The organism is Ferrimonas sediminum (assembly GCF_900100175.1).
Taxonomy (GTDB): domain Bacteria; phylum Pseudomonadota; class Gammaproteobacteria; order Enterobacterales; family Shewanellaceae; genus Ferrimonas; species Ferrimonas sediminum.
In genome coordinates, this window is the sequence record NZ_FNEM01000001.1 from 357,939 (window position 1) to 381,337 (window position 23,399).

22 protein-coding genes and 1 riboswitch are annotated in these 23,399 nt (G+C 58.7%); of the genes, 19 read left to right on the plus strand and 3 right to left on the minus strand.

Features of this window, described 5'->3' with window-relative positions:
- Positions 1-124: 124 nt before the first annotated feature.
- The 3 genes from degS to BLT77_RS01650 form a co-directional block, all read right to left on the minus strand.
- Positions 125-1,201, minus strand: a complete 1,077-nt coding sequence (gene degS, locus BLT77_RS01640; RefSeq protein ID WP_090361342.1) for an outer membrane-stress sensor serine endopeptidase DegS — start codon at positions 1,199-1,201, stop codon at positions 125-127.
- Between the two features lie 104 nt (positions 1,202-1,305).
- Positions 1,306-2,667, minus strand: a complete 1,362-nt coding sequence (locus BLT77_RS01645) for a Do family serine endopeptidase (protein WP_090360956.1) — start codon at positions 2,665-2,667, stop codon at positions 1,306-1,308.
- 77 nt (positions 2,668-2,744) lie between these two features.
- Positions 2,745-3,134 (minus strand): Z-ring associated ZapG family protein, encoded by a 390-nt coding sequence (locus tag BLT77_RS01650; protein ID WP_090360960.1) that lies wholly within the window; start codon positions 3,132-3,134, stop codon positions 2,745-2,747.
- A 138-nt stretch (positions 3,135-3,272) separates the two neighbouring features.
- Here BLT77_RS01650 and zapE point away from each other — a divergent pair, with 138 nt between their 5' ends.
- The 19 genes from zapE to murG all read left to right on the plus strand — a co-directional run bounded on the left by zapE (position 3,273) and on the right by murG (position 23,392).
- Entirely contained in the window at positions 3,273-4,388 is a 1,116-nt protein-coding gene (zapE, locus tag BLT77_RS01655) for a cell division protein ZapE (RefSeq protein ID WP_090361345.1), read from the plus strand.
- A gap of 265 nt (positions 4,389-4,653) precedes the next feature.
- Complete coding sequence (rplM, locus tag BLT77_RS01660) at positions 4,654-5,082, plus strand: 50S ribosomal protein L13 (RefSeq protein WP_090360963.1); 429 nt, start codon at positions 4,654-4,656, stop codon at positions 5,080-5,082.
- Between the two features lie 16 nt (positions 5,083-5,098).
- Positions 5,099-5,491: a 30S ribosomal protein S9 gene (rpsI, locus tag BLT77_RS01665; RefSeq protein WP_028111496.1), complete on the plus strand. Its 393-nt coding sequence runs from the start codon at positions 5,099-5,101 to the stop codon at positions 5,489-5,491.
- A 284-nt stretch (positions 5,492-5,775) separates the two neighbouring features.
- Positions 5,776-6,366: a ubiquinol-cytochrome c reductase iron-sulfur subunit gene (gene petA, locus BLT77_RS01670; protein ID WP_090361348.1), complete on the plus strand. Its 591-nt coding sequence runs from the start codon at positions 5,776-5,778 to the stop codon at positions 6,364-6,366.
- A gap of 2 nt (positions 6,367-6,368) precedes the next feature.
- Positions 6,369-7,580: a cytochrome b gene (locus BLT77_RS01675; protein ID WP_425431706.1), complete on the plus strand. Its 1,212-nt coding sequence runs from the start codon at positions 6,369-6,371 to the stop codon at positions 7,578-7,580.
- A complete protein-coding gene (locus BLT77_RS01680; protein WP_090360967.1) occupies positions 7,580-8,275 on the plus strand; it encodes a cytochrome c1 in 696 nt (231 codons plus the stop codon). Before BLT77_RS01675 ends, BLT77_RS01680 begins: the two co-directional genes overlap by 1 nt.
- A gap of 95 nt (positions 8,276-8,370) precedes the next feature.
- Positions 8,371-9,000 carry a stringent starvation protein SspA gene (gene sspA / locus BLT77_RS01685; RefSeq protein ID WP_028111500.1) on the plus strand — a complete coding sequence of 210 codons (630 nt, stop codon included), beginning with the start codon at positions 8,371-8,373 and terminating at the stop codon, positions 8,998-9,000.
- A 1-nt stretch (position 9,001) separates the two neighbouring features.
- Positions 9,002-9,436, plus strand: coding sequence for a ClpXP protease specificity-enhancing factor (locus tag BLT77_RS01690; protein ID WP_218126882.1), 435 nt, complete (start codon positions 9,002-9,004; stop codon positions 9,434-9,436).
- Positions 9,437-9,911: 475 nt separating this feature from the next.
- A riboswitch (cyclic di-GMP riboswitch) is annotated at positions 9,912-9,996 on the plus strand.
- Between the two features lie 90 nt (positions 9,997-10,086).
- Positions 10,087-12,081 (plus strand): hypothetical protein, encoded by a 1,995-nt coding sequence (locus tag BLT77_RS01700; RefSeq protein ID WP_176819158.1) that lies wholly within the window; start codon positions 10,087-10,089, stop codon positions 12,079-12,081.
- Between the two features lie 278 nt (positions 12,082-12,359).
- Positions 12,360-12,818 (plus strand): division/cell wall cluster transcriptional repressor MraZ, encoded by a 459-nt coding sequence (gene mraZ / locus BLT77_RS01705; protein WP_090360976.1) that lies wholly within the window; start codon positions 12,360-12,362, stop codon positions 12,816-12,818.
- Complete coding sequence (rsmH, locus tag BLT77_RS01710; RefSeq protein WP_090360979.1) at positions 12,818-13,768, plus strand: 16S rRNA (cytosine(1402)-N(4))-methyltransferase RsmH; 951 nt, start codon at positions 12,818-12,820, stop codon at positions 13,766-13,768. The genes mraZ and rsmH overlap by 1 nt, the downstream gene beginning before the upstream one ends.
- A gap of 3 nt (positions 13,769-13,771) precedes the next feature.
- Positions 13,772-14,083: a cell division protein FtsL gene (gene ftsL / locus BLT77_RS01715; RefSeq protein WP_090360982.1), complete on the plus strand. Its 312-nt coding sequence runs from the start codon at positions 13,772-13,774 to the stop codon at positions 14,081-14,083.
- A 107-nt stretch (positions 14,084-14,190) separates the two neighbouring features.
- Positions 14,191-15,897 (plus strand): penicillin-binding transpeptidase domain-containing protein, encoded by a 1,707-nt coding sequence (locus BLT77_RS01720; protein WP_218126888.1) that lies wholly within the window; start codon positions 14,191-14,193, stop codon positions 15,895-15,897.
- A complete protein-coding gene (murE, locus tag BLT77_RS01725) occupies positions 15,884-17,353 on the plus strand; it encodes a UDP-N-acetylmuramoyl-L-alanyl-D-glutamate--2,6-diaminopimelate ligase (RefSeq protein ID WP_090360988.1) in 1,470 nt (489 codons plus the stop codon). Before BLT77_RS01720 ends, murE begins: the two co-directional genes overlap by 14 nt.
- A complete protein-coding gene (locus BLT77_RS01730; RefSeq protein WP_090360991.1) occupies positions 17,346-18,710 on the plus strand; it encodes a UDP-N-acetylmuramoyl-tripeptide--D-alanyl-D-alanine ligase in 1,365 nt (454 codons plus the stop codon). The genes murE and BLT77_RS01730 overlap by 8 nt, the downstream gene beginning before the upstream one ends.
- Positions 18,711-19,793, plus strand: coding sequence for a phospho-N-acetylmuramoyl-pentapeptide-transferase (gene mraY / locus BLT77_RS01735; RefSeq protein WP_090360996.1), 1,083 nt, complete (start codon positions 18,711-18,713; stop codon positions 19,791-19,793). It abuts the gene before it with no gap.
- Positions 19,794-19,800: 7 nt separating this feature from the next.
- A complete protein-coding gene (murD, locus tag BLT77_RS01740) occupies positions 19,801-21,093 on the plus strand; it encodes a UDP-N-acetylmuramoyl-L-alanine--D-glutamate ligase (RefSeq protein WP_090361352.1) in 1,293 nt (430 codons plus the stop codon).
- Positions 21,094-22,311 (plus strand): cell division protein FtsW, encoded by a 1,218-nt coding sequence (gene ftsW / locus BLT77_RS01745; RefSeq protein WP_090360998.1) that lies wholly within the window; start codon positions 21,094-21,096, stop codon positions 22,309-22,311. It abuts the gene before it with no gap.
- A complete protein-coding gene (gene murG, locus BLT77_RS01750; protein ID WP_176819159.1) occupies positions 22,295-23,392 on the plus strand; it encodes an undecaprenyldiphospho-muramoylpentapeptide beta-N-acetylglucosaminyltransferase in 1,098 nt (365 codons plus the stop codon). Before ftsW ends, murG begins: the two co-directional genes overlap by 17 nt.
- Positions 23,393-23,399: the final 7 nt, after the last annotated feature.

Genomic DNA, 23,399 nt, shown 5'->3' on the forward strand with positions numbered 1-23,399 from the left:
GGGGTGACGCTGCCGGTGGTGCAGCAGAGCCGCGGATAAGGGGCGCTGCCATGCCTGAAGGGCTCATGTTCTTGCGATAAAAAAACGGCTCACTGACGAGCCGTTTTGTTGTGTAGCGTGGCGTTTAGCGTGCCGGCCCCTGATAGGGGGGCACTTCTCCGATGGTCACCGGCAGTCGCAGTGTCTTGCCATTGCGAATCAGGGTCAGGTTGACCTCGGTGCCTGGTGGGGTCTCGGCGATGGCATCCATCATGGCATTGACCCCCTCGAGCTTCTGGCCATTGAGTTCGGTGATCACGTCGCCAGCGGCCAAGCGGGCGCGGGCGGCCGGACTGTTGCGATCGATGTTGGTCAGCAGCACACCGTCGGTGTTGGCGATGCCCATTAATCGTGCTCGAGTGGGATCCAGCGGTGACGCACTGACCCCGAGGTGACCGCGAATCACCCGGCCATCTTTGATCAGTTTTTCCATGACGTGGTGGGCCAGTTGCAGCGGAATGGCAAAGTTGATGCCGACACCGCTTTCGCCGCCGACGTTGTAGTTGGCGGTGTTCACCCCCACCAGGTAGCCGTCGGCATCCACCAGTGCGCCCCCTGAGTTGCCCTGGTTAATAGCGGCATCGGTCTGGATGAAATCCTGATAACGGGAGCTGAGGCCAAAGCGACCGGTGGCGCTGATGATCCCCTGGGTAATGGTCTGGCCCAGATTATAGGGGTTGCCGATGGCCAGCACGGCATCGCCAATTTCTGGCTGGCGCTGCAGGTCGTAAGGGATGGTGGGCAGGGACTGGCCTTCGGTATCGATGTACAACACCGCCAGGTCGGTCCAGGGATCGGCACCGATCATCACCGCCGAGCCCCAGCGGCCATCCTGCAGCGCCACATAGATCAGGTCGGCGCCGCTCACTACGTGGTAGTTGGTGAGCACGTAACCGTCTTTACGCATGATGATCCCCGAGCCCAGACCGGCGTCGGTGGACTGATTCGGGAAGGCGGTATTCTGGGTACGGGAGTAGATATTGACCACGGCGGGGGAGGCGCGCTTAACCGCCTGGGCGAAACTGGTGCGATTGACCTGGCTGCTGGGCCAGTTCAAATCCGGCAGTTGTTGCCTGAGGTTGGGACTCAACAGCACGATGGCGATGGCCAGCACCAGCCCGGCCAGAATCGGTTTCGCAATGTAGAGCAGGAACTTTGCCATGGTCTTAATAATATTGATGAATGAAAGCAAGAGGGTATCACATCGAAGGAACACAAAAAATGAGCCGCCGCCGGAAAGGCAGCGGCTCATGGCGGGCATTGGGGTTAGCGGATAATCAGGTACATGTTGCTGTCATCCCGACGGATGTTCAGTGCCAGTGCCCCTTCATAATCTTCCAGCAGGCTGCGCAGCTCTTTCAGGCTCTGTACCCGCTCGCGGTTGACGCCGAGAATGATGTCCCCCTTACGCAGTCCCTGGCGGGCAGCGGCTGAGCGCTCCTCCAGTTCGGTAATGGCCACCCCTTCGATGCCATCCTGGTGGTAGGTGGACAACTTGGCGCCTTCTAGGGCGGGGTGAACCACACTGGCCTTGACGTTTTCCCCTTCCGCTTCGCTCAGGGTGACCTTGACGGTCTCTTGATCGCCGTCGCGAATGATGCCGAGGTCCACCTTGCTGCCAGCGCCCATGGTGGCCACCTTGGCCCGCAGTTCGGAGAAGGTGCGAATCTTACGGCCGTTGACGCTGATGATGATGTCGCCAGCCTTCAGGCCCGCCTTGGCCGCAGCAGAGTCGGGGACGACCTGGCTGACGAACGCGCCATGCTGGGACTCGAGGCCAAACAGCTTGGCGGTTTCGTTGTCCAGTTCGCGGCCAAGCACACCCAGCACACCGCGGCGCACTTCACCGAATTCGATGATCTGCTGGGTCAGGCCCCGGACCATGTCCGAGGGGATGGCAAAACCGATGCCGACGTTGCCACCGCTCGGGGCCAGAATGGCGGTGTTGATGCCGATCAGCTCGCCGCGAAGGTTCACCAGTGCGCCACCGGAGTTACCGCTGTTGATGGCGGCATCGGTCTGGATGAAGTTCTCCAGGCTTTCGATGTTAAGGCCACTGCGCCCCAGAGCACTGACGATGCCGGAGGTCACGGTCTGTCCCAGGCCGAAGGGGTTACCAATGGCGACCGCGAAGTCACCCACCCGCAGGCCATCGGACTTAGCCAGTTTCACTTCGGTGAGATCGTCGGCGTCCACTTTCAGCAGGGCCACATCGCTGCTCTGGTCTGAACCGATCAGTTCGGCTTCAAACTCGCGACCGTCGCTGAGGCTGATGAGAATTTTGTCGGCGCCGTCGATAACGTGGTGGTTGGTAACGATGTAGCCTTCACCGGCATCGATGATGACCCCGGAACCCAGGCCACGGAAAGGGCGTTCCTGGACGCGCTCCCGCGGCGCGTTGGGGCCGAAAAAGTAACGGAATGGCTCAGGAATCTCCTGACGGGAAACCTGGGTGCCGGACACCGACACCGACACCACGGCAGGACCCACCTGCTCAATCATCGGTGCCAGGCTTGGCAGTTGCTGCCCCTCAACCACCAGAGGCAACGCGGCGTGGCTGGTGGCGGGAAACAGAGATACTCCGGCGGCGAAAATCGCGGCGGTCAGCACGGCAACAGACTTATTCATCTATAAAAATTCTCCGTATTTCAGCAAATATTTCTACTTGCTTATCGACCCCCTCGCGACCGCTTTAGTTCCCCTGGTCAGCTGACTTTTTTCCGAGGACTGATGATGCCGTGAGAGCCGTGAACGTAATCATTGGGCTGCTGATCTTCGGTGGTCAGCGGCTCTGGATCAGGTTGGTGCAGCGGCAACTTGGCGGTGCTGAGCTGCTCCTCAAACAGGTGTGAGGCCGATTCGTTCCACAGTCGGTTGGCCCTGTCCACATCCTGGCTCAGTTGCAGCAGGGTGGCGTGGGACTGCTCAAAATAATCCGCCATCTCCTGTCGCTGTTGATCCAGTTCAAAACGGGCTTTTTCCAGCTTTTGCCTCACACTGTGGGCATCGGCGGGGGTGCCAGAGGTGCGCCAGCGGACGGCGTAACCGATGCCAAATCCCACAATCAGGGCCAGTACTATCCAAACTTCATTCATATCTACTCCAAACCGACCCGTAAATTAAGGCCAAAAAAATTAGCACTATCTACTTGTTATAGACCAACTATACATCGGCTTGGGCCGCCATGGTACTATGACCACTCAAAGCTACGACCAGTGACGAGGGCCATGGAAGTGCCACAGGCTACCCCCCTACAACTATATCAGGCGGATCTCTCCCGACCGGATTTTCACCCCGACCCGGCTCAGCGCCACGCCGTTGAACAGTTGCAACAACTGTACGATGCCCTGCTGGCCCGAGACCAGTTCGAACCGGGCTTACTGGGTAAGTTGGGGGGCTGGCTTGGAAAACCCGCTCCACAGCCGGCGGTTCGGGGGCTCTATTTCTGGGGCGGCGTCGGCCGGGGCAAAACCTACCTGGTGGATACGTTTTTTGAGGTGTTGCCGCTGCAGCGCAAAATGCGTATCCATTTCCATCGCTTCATGCACCGGGTCCATCAGGAGCTGAATCAGTTAAAGGATCAGGCCAATCCGTTGGAACGGGTGGCACAGACGCTGGCGGATGAGGCCGAGGTGATCTGTTTCGATGAGTTCTTCGTGTCGGACATCACCGATGCCATGTTGCTGGGGGGGCTGATGAAGGCCCTGTTCACCCGGGGGGTGGTGCTGGTGGCGACCTCTAATATTCCGCCCCGGGAGTTGTACCGCAACGGCTTGCAACGGGCCCGCTTCCTACCGGCCATCGACCTGATAGAGCAGCATTGCCAGGTGGTCAATGTGGATCATGGCATCGATTACCGCCTGCGGGCGCTGGAGCAGGCGGAGATCTTCCACTCCCCCCTGGATCAGCAGGCGGACGACAACCTGCACCGCTACTTCGAGCAGTTGGCTCCGGAGGCCGGTCATTACGGTGGCGACATCGAGGTCGAGGGGCGAACCATTTCCGTACGCCGGCAAGCGGACGGCGTATTGCTGGTGGATTTCATGGCGTTGTGCGACGGTCCCCGCAGCCAGTTAGACTACATGGAGCTGGCCCGCTGCTACCATTCGTTGCTGCTCAGCGGCGTCAAGGCCATGGGGGCCCAGCTGACTGGTGACGACATTGCCCGGCGTTTCCTGGCGCTGGTGGACGAATTCTATGAACGCGGGGTGAAGCTGATCATCTCCAGCGAAGTGCCGCTGGAGCAGTTGTATCAGGGCGGCGGGCTGGAGTTTGAGTTTCGCCGCTGCCTGAGCCGGCTGCAGGAGATGCAGAGCCACGACTACCTGGCCCGCCCCCACCTGCCTTAGTGCGGTTTTTAAGGCGGCAGGAGTGCTGCCGGTCCTTCCCGAGCCAGGGAAAAGTGTGTCCCTGGCGAATTGGCTGTAAAAAACGGGTGATTTTTACGGCGCCTTACTCTATAATTCGCGCCCTGCCCACGTTACGAATGGTTGATTTATCAACCGACACTCGGTTCCGATGTGTTCGAAGGGGCACGGAAGAAACCAACATAGGGCGTATTGTCGGCCCCGACAGTACGCTGATGTGTAACAGCTAATTTGGGTTATTAGTCTGATGAAAACCTTTACTGCAAAACCAGAAAGCGTAAAGCGCGACTGGTTCGTCATCGATGCCGATGGCAAAACTCTGGGTCGTCTGGCCACTGAAATTGCTCGTCGCCTGCGCGGCAAGCATAAGCCAGAATACACTCCTCACGTTGATACCGGTGACTACATCGTAATCATCAACGCTGAGAAAGTTACCGTTACCGGTAACAAGGCTCAGAACAAGATGTACTACAGCCACTCTGGTTACCCTGGCGGTATCAAAGAGATCAACTTCAACGATCTGCAGGCTCGCAAGCCTGAAATGATCATTGAAAAAGCGGTTAAGGGCATGCTGCCGAAAGGCCCTCTGGGTCGTGCCATGTTCCGTAAGCTGAAAGTGTACGCAGGTAACGAGCATGCTCACGCAGCTCAGCAGCCTCAAGTACTAGACATCTAATACGGAGATTTTGGCAATGGCACAAACTCAATACTACGGCACTGGCCGCCGCAAGAGCTCTACCGCTCGTGTATTCATCAAAGCTGGTAGTGGCAACATCACTGTAAACAAGCGTACTCTGGACGTTTACTTCGGTCGTGAGACTGCTCGTATGGTTGTTCGTCAACCTCTTGAGCTGGTTGAAATGCTGGAGAAGCTGGACATCTACGTAACTGTTCAGGGTGGTGGTATCACTGGTCAAGCCGGTGCAATCCGTCACGGCATCACTCGTGCTCTGATGGAGTACGATGAGACTCTGCGTCCTGCACTGCGTAAAGCTGGCTTCGTTACTCGTGACGCCCGTGAGGTTGAGCGTAAGAAAGTCGGTCTGCGTAAAGCACGTCGTCGTCCACAGTTCTCCAAGCGTTAATTCGCCGCGAGCACAAGGACTGGAAAACCCGCTGCATGTCAGCGGGTTTTTTTATGTCTGTTGAAAATCAAAGAGCAATCCACTGTTTTGTAAACTTATCGCCAACTCATGTTTTCAAATTATTGTTATTCAGCACAATATCCCCATGGAAAGTATGATCTATCTCTAATTTTTCTATATAATGGGCGCGCGACCGAGCTCCAGCGCTACCTGAAACCACAATTTGGGTAACAACTGCTCGGATCATTAAAAAATAAAAGCAGACCCCAATGGGAGAAAAGTGGATGAGCAATGCGCCTGTCGATAATGGACGTCGCAGATTCCTGACCGCTGCTACAGCCGTAGTGGGCAGTGTCGGCGCCGCTGCTGTTGCGGTTCCATTCATTAAATCATGGAACCCGAGTGCCAAGGCAAAAGCCGCTGGTGCTCCAGTAGAAGTCAATATCAGTAAAGTGGAACCTGGACAGCTGCTGCGCGTTGAGTGGCGCGGTAAGCCAGTGTGGATCGTACGACGCACCAAAGAGGTGCTGGACGGGTTAACCAAGATTGGTGACCAGCTGCGTGATCCGGACTCCGTCGAGCCTCAACAACCTCCATACGCTCAGAATGCCTTCCGTTCCATCAAGGACGAATATTTTGTCGCCGTTGGCCTGTGTACCCACCTTGGGTGCTCACCAACCTATCAGCCCGATACCTTTGGCCAGCAGGTCGAAGGCGTGCCTTCCGGCTTCTTCTGCCCTTGCCACGGATCAAAATTTGATATGGCCGGCCGGGTTTTCCAGGGGGTGCCTGCACCGTTGAACCTGGTGATTCCGCCGCACTTCTATGTTGATGAAAAGACCATTTTGATCGGCGTTGAGAAGGGAGTGGCCTGATTATGAGAAAGATCATTGACTGGATCGACGAGCGGATCCCGATGACGGCCACGTACAACAAGCACGTGGGCCAGTATCCGGCTCCTAAAAACTTTAACTTCTGGTACTACTTCGGTTCTCTGGCGATGCTGGTTCTGGTGAACCAGTTGCTGACCGGCGTGTGGTTGACCATGAACTACGTCCCCACCGCCGAAGGCGCGTTCGCCTCGGTAGAATACATTATGCGGGATGTGGAGTTTGGCTGGTTGCTGCGTTACATGCACTCCACCGGCGCCTCCGCCTTCTTCGTGGTGGTCTACATGCACATGTTCCGCGGCATGATGTACGGCTCCTACCAGAAGCCCCGCGAACTGCTGTGGATCTTCGGCATGCTGATCTTCCTGATCCTGATGGCCGAAGCCTTTATGGGTTACCTGCTTCCCTGGGGACAGATGTCCTACTGGGGTGCTCAGGTGATCATCTCCCTGTTTGGTGCCATTCCGGTCATCGGTGACGATCTGACCCTGTGGATTCGAGGCGACTATGTGGTCTCCGGTGCCACGCTGAACCGTTTCTTTGCCCTGCACGTGATTGCCCTGCCTCTGGTGTTGGTGGTGCTGGTGTTCCTGCACATCATCGCGTTGCACGAAGTGGGTTCCAACAACCCGGACGGCATCGAAGTGAAGAAGAACAAAGGCCCGGATGGCTGGCCGGTGGATGCGATTCCATTCCACCCTTACTACACCGTGAAAGACATCATGGGTGTGGCCGGATTCCTGATCATCTTCTGCTACGTGCTGTTCTTCATGCCCGAGGGCGGCGGTTACTTCCTTGAGCGTCCGAACTTCGAGGCGGCCAACCCGCTGAAGACGCCGGAGCACATCGCACCTGTGTGGTACTTCACGCCGTTCTACGCCATTTTGCGGGCCATCCCGGATAAGTTGCTGGGTGTGGTCGGCATGGGCGCCGCCATCGGTGTGCTGTTTGTGTTGCCCTGGTTGGACCGCTGTAAGGTGAAGTCCATCCGCTACCGCAGCATGCTGCACCGGGTGAACCTGTCACAGTTTGTGGTTTGCTTCATCATTCTGGGCTATCTGGGTGCCGTACCGGCGACTCCGACCCTGACCCTGCTGGCACGCATCTGTACCCTGGGTTACTTCGGCTTCTTCGTGCTGCTGTTTGTGTACAGCAAGAACGAAAAGTGCAAACCGCTTCCAGAAAGGGTGACAGGCTAATGAAAAAGGTAATCGCAGTATTGATGGCTTGCCTGCCGGCTCTGGTGTTTGCCGCCGGCGGCAACAATGAACACGTGGTCAGTGCCAACATTGACCTGACCGATAAGGCGTCGCTCAAGCGGGGTGCACAGGCATTTATGGACAACTGCAGTGGCTGTCACAGCCTGCAGTACCAGCGTTACCAACGCATCGCCGATGACCTCGAGATGACCGAAGAGGAGGTCAGCAACCTGATCCTGAGTGATGTTAAGGTGGGTGAGCAGATTAAATCGGCCATGAGCAGCGACAACGGGGCGACCTGGTTCGGTGCGCCGCCACCGGATCTGACCCTGGAAGCGCGTCTGAAAAGCCCGGACTGGATCTACTCTTACCTGAAGTCGTTCTATGTGGATGAAAGCCGCCCCTTCGGTGTCAACAACCTGGTGTTCCCCGCCGTGGGTATGCCCCATGTGCTGGAAGGACTGCAGGGGACACCGGTGCTGCAGGAAGACGGCACCATCGTCGCCAGCGGCGGTCAGATGAATGCCGAAGAGTATGACCAGTACGTTCTGGATATCACCAACTTCCTGACCTACACCGGCGAGCCGGTGAAGCTGGAGCGTGAACGTATTGGTAAATGGGTATTGGCTTTCCTGGCGTTCTTCTTTGTTATTGCGTTTTTCTTGAAGAAGGAATATTGGCGAGATGTACACTAATCGCCAATAACAGGTTACAATCTACCTCTTGCGCATTTGGGGGCATTCTTGCCCCCAAATGTTTTATCGTTTCTGAGTGAGTTTGGAGGATGTCGATGGCTGTTGCTGCCAATAAACGCTCTGTAATGGCGCTGTATTCCGGTGCTAGTGATCTCTATAGCCACCAAGTACGCATTGTCTTGGCGGAGAAGGGCGTCGGTGTCGAGGTAATCCAGGTTGATCCAAACCAGCTACCGGAAGACTTAGCAGAGCTCAACCCCTACAACAGCGTTCCGACCCTGATCGATCGTGAATTGGTGCTGTACAACTCCCGTATCATTATGGAGTATCTGGATGAGCGTTTCCCTCATCCGCCGTTGATGCCTGTGTATCCGGTATCCCGTGGTCAAAGCCGCCTGATGATGTACCGCATCCAGAATGACTGGTATGCACTGGCCGAGCGTATTATGCGTGGCGAGAAAGCCGATGCGGCTCGCAAGCAGCTGACCGAAAGCATCCTGGGTCTGAGCCCAGTGTTTGCGGAAACCCCTTACTTCATGAGCGAAGAGTTCACTCTGGTCGATTGCTACCTGGCGGCCCTGTTCTGGCGTCTGCCCCAGCTGGGCATCGAAGTGGCCGGTCGTGGCAGTAATGAGGTGAAGGCCTACATGACCCGCATCTTCGAGCGCGAATCCTTTAAGGCGTCGCTGACCGAAGCCGAGCGCGAGCTGCGCATCGGTGTCTGAGGTGGAGCACAGCCTATCACCACAACGCCCCTACCTGTTACGGGCACTGTATGAGTGGCTGGTTGATAATGATCTGACCCCCCATCTGGCGGTCAATGCCGAGTTGCCCGGTGTCCAGGTACCGACTCAGTATGTACAGGATGGCCAGATAGTGCTGAACATTGCTCCCCATGCGGTGGGCAATCTGCAGCTGGGTAATGACGATGTGAGCTTTAATGCTCGTTTTGGCGGCCAGCCGCAAGCCATTGTGGTACCGCTGTATGCCTGTGAGGCTATCTATGCTCGGGAAAATGGCGCCGGAACCCTGTTCCCGCCAGAGCCGAGCTATGAGCTTCAACTGGATCAGCAGCAGAATGAGGCCGGTATCGAAGAGGTTACCGACGAGCAGGACAACCGTCCTGAACCGGGCCGACCTACCCTCAGGGTCATCAAGTGAGCCTTAGATAACTGAAAAGCCGGAGCCGACGCTCCGGTTTTTTTTGTTTTGTTCCTGGACAACCTTTCGGATTTAGTAAAGCCTGGATTCTGCCAGGGCTCGCTTGGCGAAGTTGAGTTACAAAAAAGGGATTTTCTCCACATCGCTACCGTGATCTTGATCACAACATTGATCTTTAGCGCTCAAGCTTTCGCATTTTGCGACGGTGCCGGGCTTGCTCCTGCTACGACCTCTAAAATTGGCCTCAGAACAAACGATTGTAAAAGACCTCCCGAAATTGGTATCTGATTGTGCCGCCTTAATTGCATGCATAAGTGCAATTAATAAAGATCGTTTTTTGTGCGGAATCAGTAAATTAATTTCTTCAAGAGGGGGTTTTTGAGCTGTTTGTCTAAAAAATGGGCCTTGAGTATTCTCTTCCCACTTCGTTATTCGATGTTCGCGGCAACTGCAGCGGCATCGGGTGTGTTTAGACAGCAGACAAAGGCAAAACCAGCGAGAGCTGGCGACGCAAAATCTCCGGTCTTAAGGCGTAGGCCAAAGATAGCGGGATTACCTCATGTCGTATGTGGTGTATTGAGGGAACAACGGTACCGTAAGTGTATCGACCAACCGTCGCGTGAAATTGTCTGCCGATTTAGGAGCATTTAATGTCAAATCGGCATTTTGAGCTGGGCCCCAACGGCCTGGTTAAGCTGAAAACGTTGTTTTCAGTCACCCTGTTAGCAGTGACCCTGAGTGGGTGTGGAGGCGGGTCTTCGGATCCTTCGCCGGATCCGGATCCACCACCGGTCATTCCGGACCCGGATCCAGAGCCGGACCCGGATCCAGAGCCGGACCCGGATCCGGATCCAGAGCCGGAGCCAGAGCCAGAGCCGGACCCGGATCCAGAGCCGGACCCAGATCCAGAGCCGGACCCAGATCCAGAGCCGGACCCAGATCCGGAGGTGGGGATCATTCTGAGCTCCGATGCGGTGGTGTTTAATGGTCAAGATGCCTATGGCGAGATCGCCGATTGGCGTGCCGATGGTGATTTCCGGGTGGTGGCCTGGCTGGACGAGATTGCGGTTGAGGCGGGTGCCAAAACCATGTTGTTGTCCTCTGCGGCCAATGGCGATTACCTGGCCTTTACCCACAACAGCGTCGAAGGTCGCTGGAATGGTCAGACGGTGTCTGTCGGTGGTCAATTGGCATTCGATCAGAGCCATTACGTGGAGATCACCGTGGCTAATGGCAGCCTGAGCGCATCGGATGGCAGTAGCAGCGCCACCACCAGCAGTGGTGCGGTGAGCCCGACTTCGGTGACCTATAACTGGTTGTATCGTCAGCAGGAGCAATACTCCCAGGGGGCGTTGCAGTCACTGGCGCTGATTGATCTGGATAACAACGACCACTCCCGTGCCCTGAGCTTTAAACAGGACAAGGGTGTGGTGGCTTCCGGAGCAGGCGCCGACGGCACGCATCTGTTGATGAATGTGGCGGCGTCCGATTGGCGCGCCATTGAGTCGAACGTCAAGGCCCCCATGCCCCACCTGGCGAGCCAGGCGGATTGGGATGCCCGTTTCGAGCAGATCTATGGTAACCAGCGGCCGGTGTTGAACGAGACCAAGGGTAACGACAACCTGGTGTATGCCTGGGAAGGGCACTATTGGCTTCGGGCCTATGTGCGCATGGCTCAGACCTACGGCGACAGTAAATACGTGGATTACGCGGTAGAACTGGCGGATCACATGCTGTATTACACCGATGAACAGCGGGTTGAGCGTGGTGAGCTGAACATCTTCAATGAGCCCTACCATGAGTTGGCGCCGAAGCTGTATCTGACCACACCCGGGTTGCCGGTTCCGGGTTGGCGTCGTCCCTATAATGGTGGCTGGCGCAATGAGGCTCTGACCGACGGCATGATCCTCAACGCCATCATGCGGCTGGCGGATTACATCAAGAGCGAAAATCTGACCGGCTATATGGCCAAGGCAGACAGCTACATTGAGCGGGCGAAAGTGATTGTCCGGGCCCACAACACCTCATTCAGCACCACTAAGAATGCGGCGATTCAGGGCTCCTATTTTTACGTTAATCCGGATAATGCCGATACCGGTGACAGTGGTTTGTACTCCAATCCTCTGCCGTTTAACCACAACATGACCCTGGGTGTGGCGATGATCTACCTTAACAAGTGGACCAGCGATAGCGGCGACCTCGGTCAGAAGGCCAATGAAATCCTTGGCTTCTATATGGATAACCTCAATGCGGACAGCAACAATGTCTGTACCTGGGATTATCAGTACAAGGCCGACGGCAGTGGCAAGATGGAAGACTTTAATCACGCCCACCTGGATGTAGGCTTCATGGTTCTGGCCCGTCAGGAGGGGATGCTGGACAGCGACCAGCCGCTGACCTGCCTGGCCAACACCATGGTCAGCAATGTGTTCGTGGCACCGGCGATGGCCAGCTTTGGTGTGGATGGCACCGGGCTGAGTTCCACCTGGGATCAGGTGGCCGTGGGCTATGACTGGATCGATCTGCAGGCGTACGATGCACGCATCGGTGACATCAGTGATCATATACTGCGGCACTACGGTGCGCCGAATTGGTACCGGCCGTATCTGGCGTCAGCCAATACCCTGTACTGGGACAACCAGTAACCCGCAAGGGTGACCGGTAAATGGATTGGCTGCCTTCGGGCAGCCTTTTTGTTTATTTGCTCAGTTAATGACTCTGATTACTCCGGTTAACCCACCGGTGGTCGTGGGTTAACTAGTTAAAAAATAACTGTAAGAATCCCATTCTGACGGGATTTGACGCCGATCGTCTCACCTTGACAATACTCGCTTTGTGTCCATAAACTTGGTAGCTTGTGGGAAAAAGTGGTTATTTGTGGGATAAAGTCGTCCGATTGTATTTAACAGGGATGGGATAGCTTTTGTTTAGAGGCGCCAGTAGCATCTCTCTTGATGCCAAAGGCCGGATCGCCATACCAAAGCGATACCGGCTGTTGTTGTGCGCGCAAAACGACAATCAGCTGGTGGTGACCGTCGACATCAAGTCGACTTGTCTGCTGCTGTACCCTCTGGATGCCTGGCAGAAGGTCGAGCAAAAACTGGCGACCCTGTCCGACACCCAACCCAGTGAACGTGCCATCAAACGGCTGTTGCTGGGCTACGCCGCCGATGTGGAGATGGACCGCATGGGCCGGGTGTTATTACCTCCCCCTTTACGACACTACGCGCAACTGGACAAGCAGTTGATGCTGGTCGGCCAGCTCAATAAATTTGAGGTCTGGTCGGAAAGCAATTGGCAGCAACAGATTGCCGATTCTCAGACCGCTTTGAAAGCGGAAGCCTTTATTGATAACCAACGTTTACAGGAATTTGCCCTCTAATGGCGGAAACTTTTAGTCACGTAACCGTGCTGTTGAAAGAAGCAGTGGACGGATTGAACATCAAAACCGACGGTACTTACATCGATGGGACCTTCGGACGTGGCGGTCATAGCCGGGAAATTCTGTCGCGCCTCGGACCCGATGGCCGTTTGTTTGGCATCGACCGTGATCCCCAGGCGGTACAGGTGGGGCAGCAACTGCAGCAGCAGGATCCTCGGTTCACCATCATCCATGGTCCCTTCTCCGGATTGGCCGGGTACCTGGAAGAGCGTGACCTGGTGGGGCAGGTGGACGGCGTGCTGCTGGACCTTGGGGTGTCGTCACCCCAACTGGATGATGCCGAACGCGGCTTCAGCTTCCTGAGAGACGGGCCGCTGGATATGCGGATGGACAATACCCAGGGCGAAACCGCATCACAGTGGCTGCACCGAGCCGATGCTAAGGATATCGCCTGGGTGATTCGTACCTTCGGCGAAGACAAGTACGCCGGTCCCATCTCCCGGGCCATCAAGGCCCACATTGAGGAGGGTAAACCACTGGAGCGGACCCGGGACCTGGCGAAATTGATAGAAGACATCACCCCGAAACATAAGATGGAGAAGGGCAAGCACCCGGCGACCCGCACGTTCCAGGCGGTGCGCATCTACATCAACAGCGAGCTGGAGGAGATCGAGCAGGCGCTGAAAGGCTCCCTGGTGGCACTGGCACCACAGGGACGTTTGTCGATCATCAGTTTCCACTCGCTGGAAGATCGCATGGTCAAGCGCTTCATGCGCCGGCAGAGTCAAGGCGAACCGTTGCCTCCGGGCCTGCCCCTGACCGAGGAGCAGATCAATAAGACTCGAACCATGAAGACCGTCGGCAAGGCGTTAAAGCCATCGGATGGCGAGGTGACCGATAACACCCGTTCCCGCAGCTCGGTGCTGCGGGTTGCCGAGCGATTGGGGTAACCCATGATTGGCGACTCCAGCCTGGCAGGCATCATCTGGCGAGATCTGTGGCAACACAAAGGCGTGGTGCTGCTGAGCGTGCTGGTGCTGGTGAGTGCCCTGGGGGTGGTCTGGACCGCGTATGAGGCCCGATTGCTGACCAACAATCTCAACGATCAGCGTCAGCGTCGCGATGAACTCGATATCGAATGGCGCCACCTGTTGCTGGAGGAGCAAACCCTTACCGAACACAGCCGGGTCAGCCGGTTGGCGGAAAAACAGCTGGGCATGAGTCGGCCGGCACCGGGGCAGGAAGTGGTGGTGAGGTTGCCATGAAACCCAGCCAACGCCGCAGCCGGCGTCCCAATGCCCGTGCCACCAAAGCCGCCAAGCCGGCGGCGAAGTCCGGCGCCAAGCAGAAGCTGAGGCCAACGCTGTTTCAGATGCGCTACCGCTTCGTGGTCTTTGCCCTTTGCAGCGTGTTTGTGGCCATTGTCGCGCGTGCGGCCTACATCCAGGTGATCTCACCGGATCGGCTGATCAACGAAGGGGACATGCGCTCGCTGCGTACCCAGACCCACGAAGTTCAGCGCGGGCTGATCACCGACCGTAACGGTGAGATGCTGGCGGTCAGCGTGCCGGTCGAGGCGATCTGGGCGGATCCCAAGGTTTTGAATCAGCGCCACAGCTTTGACGATAAGCGGCGCTGGCAGGCACTGGCGGAGGTTATCGATGAGCAGCCCGAGGCGCTTGCAGCCCGCCTGAAGGCCAATCCTAAGCGTCGTTTTGTCTATCTGAAGCGTCAGGTGACTCCGGCTCTGGCCCGTTATGTGCGCGAGCTGCGCATTCCCGGTATTGGCCTGAAGCCGGAATCCCGCCGCTACTATCCGGCGGGAGAGATCACGGCGCAGCTGGTGGGGATCACCAACATCGATGACAAGGGGCTGGAGGGGGTCGAAAGCCAATATGACAACTGGCTCACCGGCTCGGCCAGCAAGATGAAGGTGCGTAAATCCCGCGACGGCAAGGTGGTTGAGAATCTGTCGGTGATCGAAGAGGGGGAGAACCCCAATGATCTCAAGCTCAGCATCGACATGCGACTGCAGTCCCTGGCCTACCGGGAACTGAAAAAGGCCACCGAATACCATATGGCTTCATCCGGTTCCATCGTCATCATGGATGTCGTCACCGGTGAGGTGCTGGCGATGGCGAACACCCCCAGCTACAACCCCAACCAGCGTAGCAGTATGCAGAGCTTCGCCATGCGCAACCGGGCCATTACCGATACCTTTGAGCCGGGGTCGACGATCAAGCCTCTGGTGGTGGCCACGGCGCTGGCAGAGGGGGTGGTCAAGCCCGATGAGGTGATCAACACCAGCCCGGGCTGGCGCCGCATCGGTGGCAGCATTGTTCGAGATTACCGCAACCTGGGCAAACTGGATTTGACCCATGTGCTGCTGAAATCCAGCAACATGGGCACCGCCAACCTGGCCCTGCGAATGGATGTGGAGACCGTCCTCAACAGCTATGCCGGCTTTGGCCTTGGGGATTATTCCGGCGTGAACCTGCCGGGCGAGTCCACCGGAGTGCTGTCGCGACGCACTCGTTGGTCCGATTTTGAGCGGGCGACCCTGTCGTTCGGTTATGGCCTCAGTGCCACACCGCTGCAACTGGCCAAGGTGTACGCCATCCTCGGTAACGGCGGACGTAAGCATCCGGCCTCCGTGCTGAAAGTGCGCGCCGATCAACTGCCGCCGGCTGAGCAGGTGGTTCCCGAGTGGGTCGCCGATGAAGTGGTGACCATGTTGTCGGGAATCACCGGCCCCGAGGGCACCGCCAAGCAGGCCCACATCGACGGTTACACCGTGGCCGGCAAGACAGGTACCTCCCGTAAGGCGGTGGCCGGAGGCTATGGTGACGACTACGTAACCTATTTTGCCGGTCTGGCGCCGGCGGAGCGCCCCCGGCTGGCGATGTCGGTGGTGATTAACGACCCGAAAGGGGAACAGTATTACGGCGGCACCGTGGCTGCGCCGGTCTTTGCCAAGGTGATGGCGGGCGCACTGCAGATGTTGAACGTCGCGCCCTATACTCCGAAGCCATCGGTGCGGGTAGCCGCCAAACGAGGAGGCGTGAATGATCGCTCTTGATGATCTGTTAGCGCCGTGGATGCCACTGTCAACGGGCATAGAGGTTAAGGGGTTGACCCTGGACAGCCGCCGGGTTGAGCCCGGGGACCTGTTTGTGGCCCTGCCGGGGCACCTGGTGGACGGACGTGATTACATCGACGCTGCCGTGGCTAATGGGGCGGCAGCGGTACTGGAGGAGTCCGACCGCTGCGGCGTGTTGCAGCAGAAGCCGGTACTTCGCATCGGCCTGACCGGATTGAACCAGGCGCTGTCGGCCATGGCGGTGGCGGCGTACCCCGAGGCGTCCCAACCCGTACTCTATGGTGTCACCGGTACCAATGGTAAAACCACAGTGACCCAGCTGCTGGCGCAACTGCATCATCATCTGGGCCAAACGGCCGGCGTGATGGGCACCGTGGGCAATGGCCTCTGGGGCCAGCTGAAGCCCTCGGTCAACACCACTTCAGACGCCATTACCGTGGCCCGGAACCTGGCGCAGCAGGCGGTAGAAGGGGCCGATGCGGTGGCACTGGAGATCTCCAGCCACGGCCTGTGCCAGCACCGGGTGGACGGCCTCCGCTTTGATGTGGCGGTGTACACCAATCTCAGCCGTGACCACCTGGATTACCATGGTGACATGGACAGTTATGCCGATGCCAAGCTGCGGTTGTTCCAGTTACCGGGCGTGGGTGCCGCTGTATTCAATCTGGATGACCAATACGGTGCCCAGTGGCACCGTCAATGGAACTCCCAACGCCCGAGTGTCGGTTACAGTCTCGACGGGGCCAGTTGCCGCGGCCAGTACCTGTCGGTGACCCGGGCTGAATATCATAGCGGCGGGGTTAATGCCACGGTGCGCTCCAGCTGGGGTGAATTTGAGCTGGCGTCGCCGCTGATCGGCGCCTTCAACCTGGCCAACCTGTTGGCGGCGTTGGCGGCCATGCTGGTGCGCGATGTGCCTCTGGCACCACTGCTTGACGCTGTGACTCAACTGCAACCGGCGCTGGGGCGGATGGAAGCGTTCACGGCACCGGGCAAGGCCACCATGGTGGTGGATTACGCCCACACGCCGGACGCCCTCAAGCAGGCACTGCTGGCGCTGAAGGCCCACTGCAAAGGCAAACTGTGGTGTGTGTTTGGTTGTGGCGGCGACCGGGATCAGGGCAAGCGGCCGCTGATGGCGCTGGAAGCGGAATCGGTGGCGGACAACCTGATCTTGACGGCGGACAACCCCAGAAACGAGTCGGTGGAGGTCATTATCGAGCAGATGCAACGTGGCCTGGTGGGAAAAGCGCGGGTGTGGCTGGAGACCGACCGTGCCAAGGCGGTATCACTGGCCCAGCGCCAGGCAGACAGCAACGACATGATCCTGGTGGCCGGCAAGGGCCACGAGGATTACCAGATTATTGGCAATACCCGGCAAGACTACAACGAACGTCACTGGGTGCAACAGGTGATGGAGGGCAAGGATGATTAAACTGACCTTGTCTGAGCTGGCGCAGATCGTGTCCGGCCAGCTATTGGGCGACGACGTCGAGGTTGAGCAGCTGTTTACCGACAGCCGCCAGGTCGTGGCCGGCGGACTGTTTGTGGCGATCCAGGGCGAGCAGTTTGACGGCCATGGCTACGTGGCTGCGGTTGCCCAAACGGCCGCTGCCGCGCTGGTGAGCGAACCGCAGCCGGTGGCTTTGCCACAGGTGATGGTGGCCGATACGCGCCTGGCGCTGGGGCAACTGGGCGCCTGGTTGTGCCGTAAGCTGGCACCCTACCGGGTGGCGATCACCGGTTCGGTGGGCAAAACCTCGGTTAAGGAGATGGCCGCGGCCATCTTTCGGCAGCAGGGCGAGACGCTGGCGACGCTGGGGAACTTTAATAATGATCTCGGCGTGCCCCTGACCCTGCTGAGGCTGGAGCCTCAGCACCGTTACGGCGTGTTTGAGCTCGGAGCCAACCACGCCGGTGAGATTCGTTATACCTCGTCGCTGGTGCGGCCCAATGTCGCGATGATCAACAACGTGCAGGCCGCCCACTTGGAGGGCTTTGGCTCCCTTGAGGGCGTGACCGCCGCCAAGAGTGAGATTTTTGAACACCTGACTGACGACGGCGTGGCGGTGCTGAATCTCGACGATCATAAAGCCGATGCCATTCGCGACAACATCGGTACCCGCCCAATCCTGACCTACTCCAGTCGTCAGTATGCCGATCTGCACGCCACCGATATCGAGCGCCTCGGTGATGGGTGTTACCGTTTCAGCCTTAACCGGGTTGATGGTGCCCGTACGGTCACCCTGCCTCTGGTGGGGCGGCACCAGGTGGACAATGCCCTGGCGGCCGCGGCCCTGGCTACCGCTGCCGGCATTGAGTTGGATAAGATTCAGGCCGGGCTGCATAGCCTGGTACCGGTCAAGGGTCGAATGCGGCCGCTGCCATTGCAGCCGGGACTGCTGGTGATCGACGACTGTTACAACGCCAGCGTGGCCTCCAGCAAGGCTGCTATCGATACCCTGGCCGAACTCAGCGGCACCCGGGTGCTGATATTTGGAGATATGGGAGAGCTTGGGGGCGACAGCGATGCGCTGCATCTGGATGTCGGTCGACATGCTCTGAAAAAAGAGATTGACCATGTGCTGACAGTGGGTACATTAAGCCGCTCGGTTTCGGCGCCCCACTCGTCAGGACGTCATTTTGCGGCTCAATCGGATTTGATCGCCGCCGTCATCCGCAGCCTGCCTGATTGGGCCGGGCCGGTGACCCTATTGATTAAAGGTTCCCGCGGCGCCGCCATGGAGCGAGTCATAGACGCTTTGCAGGAACAATATGGAGAACAGAAGTAGATGCTGGTTTATCTGGCCGAGTACCTGGCCCAGTTCCACAGTGGATTTAACGTCTTTTCCTATCTGACGTTCCGCTCCATTCTTGGCTTGTTGACGGCCCTGTGTTTTTGCCTGTTCATGGGCCCCTATCTGATTCGCTATCTGCAGGATATGCAGATCGGTCAGGTGGTCCGTGACGACGGCCCCGAGTCCCACTTCAGCAAGCGCGGCACCCCGACCATGGGCGGGCTGATGATTCTGGGCGGCATCTTTATCAGTGTGTTGCTGTGGGGCGAGCTGACCAACCGTTACGTGCTGGTGATGCTGTTCGTGCTGGGGGCCTACGGTACCATCGGCTTTGTCGACGACTACCGCAAGGTGATTCGAAAGGATCCTAAAGGCTTGATTGCCCGCTGGAAGTACTTCTGGCAATCGGCCGTTGCCCTGTTGGTTGGTGCCTACCTGCTGTGGAGCGCGCAAAGTCCGGATGAGACCATGCTGGTGGTGCCCTTCTTCAAGGATGTGATGCCGCAGCTGGGGCCGCTGTTTATTCTGTTGGTGTACTTCACCATCGTCGGCAGTTCCAATGCGGTCAACCTGACCGACGGCCTGGACGGCCTGGCGATTGTACCGACGGTGATGGTGGCGGCGGCGTTTGCCCTGGTGGCCTACCTGTCCGGCCACGCGGAGTTCTCCCGTTACTTGCATATCCCCTATCTGCCCGGGGTTGGTGAGCTTGTGATCGTCTGTACCGCCATGGTGGGCGCCGGATTGGGCTTTTTATGGTTCAACACCTACCCGGCCCAGGTGTTTATGGGGGATGTGGGCTCGCTGGCGCTGGGCGCGGCACTGGGGGCGATTGCGGTGCTGACCCGCCAAGAGATCCTGCTGGTGATCATGGGGGGCATCTTCGTGATGGAAACCCTGTCGGTGATTTTGCAGGTGGGCTCCTTCAAGCTGCGCCGCAAGCGCATCTTCAAGATGGCGCCGATTCATCACCATTTCGAATTGAAAGGCTGGCCGGAGCCGCGGGTGATCGTCCGTTTCTGGATCATCTCCCTGTGTCTGGTGCTACTGGGTCTGGCGACCCTTAAGGTGCGTTAACGTGAGTCTGACGTCGCGAGTGGATTGGTTGGTACTGGGGCTGGGCATTACCGGCCTGGCCTGCGTGCGCCATCTCCATGGCCGTGGCGAGACCATTGCGGTGTGGGACACCCGCGAGACGCCACCCGGGGCAGACGAGCTGGCGGCCGAGTTTTCCGATGTGGCGCTGCTGAGTGGAGCGTTCGATGCCGCCGGTCTGATGCAGGCTAGGACCCTGGTGGTGTCGCCTGGCATTGCCCTGGCCACGCCCGCCATCGCCGAAGCCATGGCGGCCGGGGTGGAGGCCATTGGCGACATCGAGTTGTTTGCCCGTGAGGCGGACAAGCCGGTGATCGCCATTACCGGCTCCAACGGCAAGTCGACGGTGACGACTCTGGTGGGGGAGATGATCGAGGCGGCCGGCCTGAGTGCCGGCGTCGGCGGTAACATCGGCGTGCCAGCGTTGCAGCTGCTGAACCGTGGCCACGACGTCTATGTGCTGGAGTTGTCCAGTTTTCAGTTGGAAACCACTCACAGCCTGGCGCCGCGCATCGCCACGGTGCTCAATGTCAGTGATGACCACCTGGATCGTTACCGGGACTTCGATCACTACTGCGACACCAAGCGCACCATCTATGACGGTGCCCAGCTGTGCCTGCACAACCACGATGATCGCAATACTCACTGCGACAACCCGCAGGCCTGGAGTTTCGGCCTGCAGGCGGGCCGCTTCCATCTGGCCGATGGCCAGTTGTGGGACGGGGCGGTGGCGATCATGCCGGTGGCAGAGATGGCGCTGGTGGGGCAACACAATCAGGCTAACGCCCTGGCGGCCATGGCGTTGGCCACGGCGGTGGGCATCGGCCATGACGCCATGCGCCAGGCGCTGCGTCAGTTTGGCGGCCTGGCACATCGCTGCCAGACGGTGGCGGTGAAACGCGGCATCCACTTTGTGAATGACTCCAAGGCCACCAATGTGGGCGCTACCCTGGCAGCCCTGGAGGGGTTGGCAGAGTTTCCCGGCCGGTTGCATCTGATTGCCGGTGGCGTCGGCAAGGGTGCCGATTTCTCGCCGCTGGCGCCGGTGTTTGCCTCGCGGCTGGCGAGTCTGTTTACCCTTGGGCAGGATGGCCCGTCGCTGGCGGCGCTGTTTGCCGGGGCGGTGCAGTGCGACTCCATGGAGAGTGCGGTGCGCCGGGCGGCGGCGGTGGCCGTTGAGGGCGACATGGTGTTGTTGTCCCCCGCCTGCGCCAGCCTGGATATGTTCGCCAACTACATGAAACGCGGCGACAGCTTTCAACGTGCGGCGGAGGCGGTCTGAATGGCGTCTACCGAGCAGCAGCTGTCACTGGATTTGCCACGCAGCGGCCTGATGGGCTGGCTGGGGGCGCGCTCGGGCCAGTCGCCGCTGTACGACCGCTTCCTGCTGTTGCTGTTGTTGACGCTGGCAGCCATCGGCCTGGTGATGGTGACCTCGGCGTCACTGGCGGAGGCACAGAGTCTGACTGGCGATCCGCTCTATTTCGTTAAACGCCACCTGGCGTTTCTCGGCGGTGCCCTGGTGATCCTGGCACTGGGGCTGCGAATCCCCATGAGCTGGTGGCAACAGCGCAGTACCCAGTTGATGCTGGGGGGACTGGTGCTGATTGTGCTGGTGCTGTTCGTCGGCCGCAGTGTCAACGGCGCGACCCGCTGGCTACCGCTGGGACCGGTGAATATTCAGGTCGCCGAGGTGGCCAAATTCACCCTGTTCCTGTACCTGGCCGGTTATCTGGTGCGGCGTCATCAGGAGGTTCGGGAGGAGCTGAAGGGCTTTTTGAAACCCTTTGTGACCCTGGGAGTGTACGCCGGCTTCATTCTGGCTCAGCCGGATCTGGGCACCGTGGTGGTGATGTTTGTCACCGTGATGGGGATGCTGTTCCTGGCTGGCGCCAAGCTGAGGGACTTCTTTGCCCTGATGTTGCTGGGGGTGTCTCTGGTGGTGGGGCTGATCATCTCGGCTCCGTACCGGCTACGACGGGTCACCAGTTTCTGGGATCCCTGGGCCGATCCCTTCGGGGCCGGTTACCAGTTGACCCAGTCCCTGATGGCCTATGGTCGCGGCGACTGGTTGGGGCAGGGGCTGGGCAACAGCATCCAGAAGCTGGAGTACCTGCCCGAGGCTCATACGGATTTTATTTTTGCGGTACTGGGTGAGGAGCTGGGGTTTGCCGGCGTCACCTTCGTGCTGCTGCTGGAATTGGCTCTGGCGCTGCGGGCGTTGCGCATTGGCAACCTGGCACTGCAGGCCAATCAGGCGTTTGCCGGCTATTTTGCCTACGGCATCGGTATCTGGTTCAGTTTTCAAACCGCGGTAAACGTCGGTGCCAGTGTTGGTCTGTTGCCAACCAAGGGATTGACGTTACCCATGGTCAGTTATGGTGGAAGCAGTTTATGGGTAATGACCGTCGCAGCCGTTGTATTGCTGCGCGTCGATTACGAGCGACGATTGGCCGGGGCAACCCCTGGCAAAAAGGGGGGCAGTGATGACGGCTCCTAAACGATTAATGGTGATGGCCGGCGGTACCGGCGGTCACGTATTTCCAGCTCTGGCTGTGGCCCGGCAACTGCGGCAGCAGGGCTGGGAGGTCAGTTGGCTGGGCACTGCCGATCGCATGGAGGCCCGTCTGGTGCCTCAGCATGGGTTTGAGATCGACTTCATCGACATCCAGGGAGTGAGGGGCAATGGTTTGATGCGTAAGCTCAAGGCGCCCCTGCAGATCCTCAAGGCGATCTACCAGTCTTGGCGTATTCAGCGTCGGCGTAAGCCGGATGTGGTGCTGGGCATGGGCGGCTACGCCGCCGGCCCCGGTGGCATCGCTGCCTGGCTCAGGGGGACCCCGGTGGTGCTGCACGAGCAGAATGCCGTCGCCGGCGCCACCAACCGTATCCTTGCTCGCTTCGCCAGTCGCATCCTATGCGCCTTCGACGGCGTCTTTCCCGGCCGGGATGCCCGCCGGGTTGGCAACCCGGTGCGAGAGGAGTTGCTGGCGGTGGGCCGGGATCATCCTGTGGTCCCGGGTGATCAGCTCAAGGTATTGATCGTCGGCGGTAGCCTGGGGGCCAAGGTGCTCAACGAGACCCTACCCCAAGCGGCGCAGCGTCTGGGCCCGAACACCAGCTTGACCGTCTGGCATCAAGTTGGGCGTGGCAACGAGGCCGCCACCCGGGATGCCTGGCAGGCCATGGCTCCGGCCGTGGGGGTGCAGGTGTCGGAGTTTATTGATGACATGGCGGCCGCCTATGCCTGGGCGGATCTGGTGATCTGCCGGGCGGGTGCCCTGACCGTGGCCGAACTTAGCGCCACCGGCCGACCCTCGATTCTGGTGCCGTTTCCCCATGCGGTGGATGATCACCAGACGAAAAACAGCGAGGCCCTGGTGGCCGCAGGGGCGGCCAAATTGATGCCTCAGTCCAAGCTGACGCCTAAAAGCCTGGCGCTCCGGCTCACCCAAATGGCTCATGATTCAGAGCGGTTGATGTCCATGGCGCGGGCGGCAACCGAGGTGGCGGTTCCTCAGGCCACCCAGTTGGTGGCGCAGGAGTGCATCCAGGCCGCCGGGGGGCAACACAATGAGTAATTCAGCC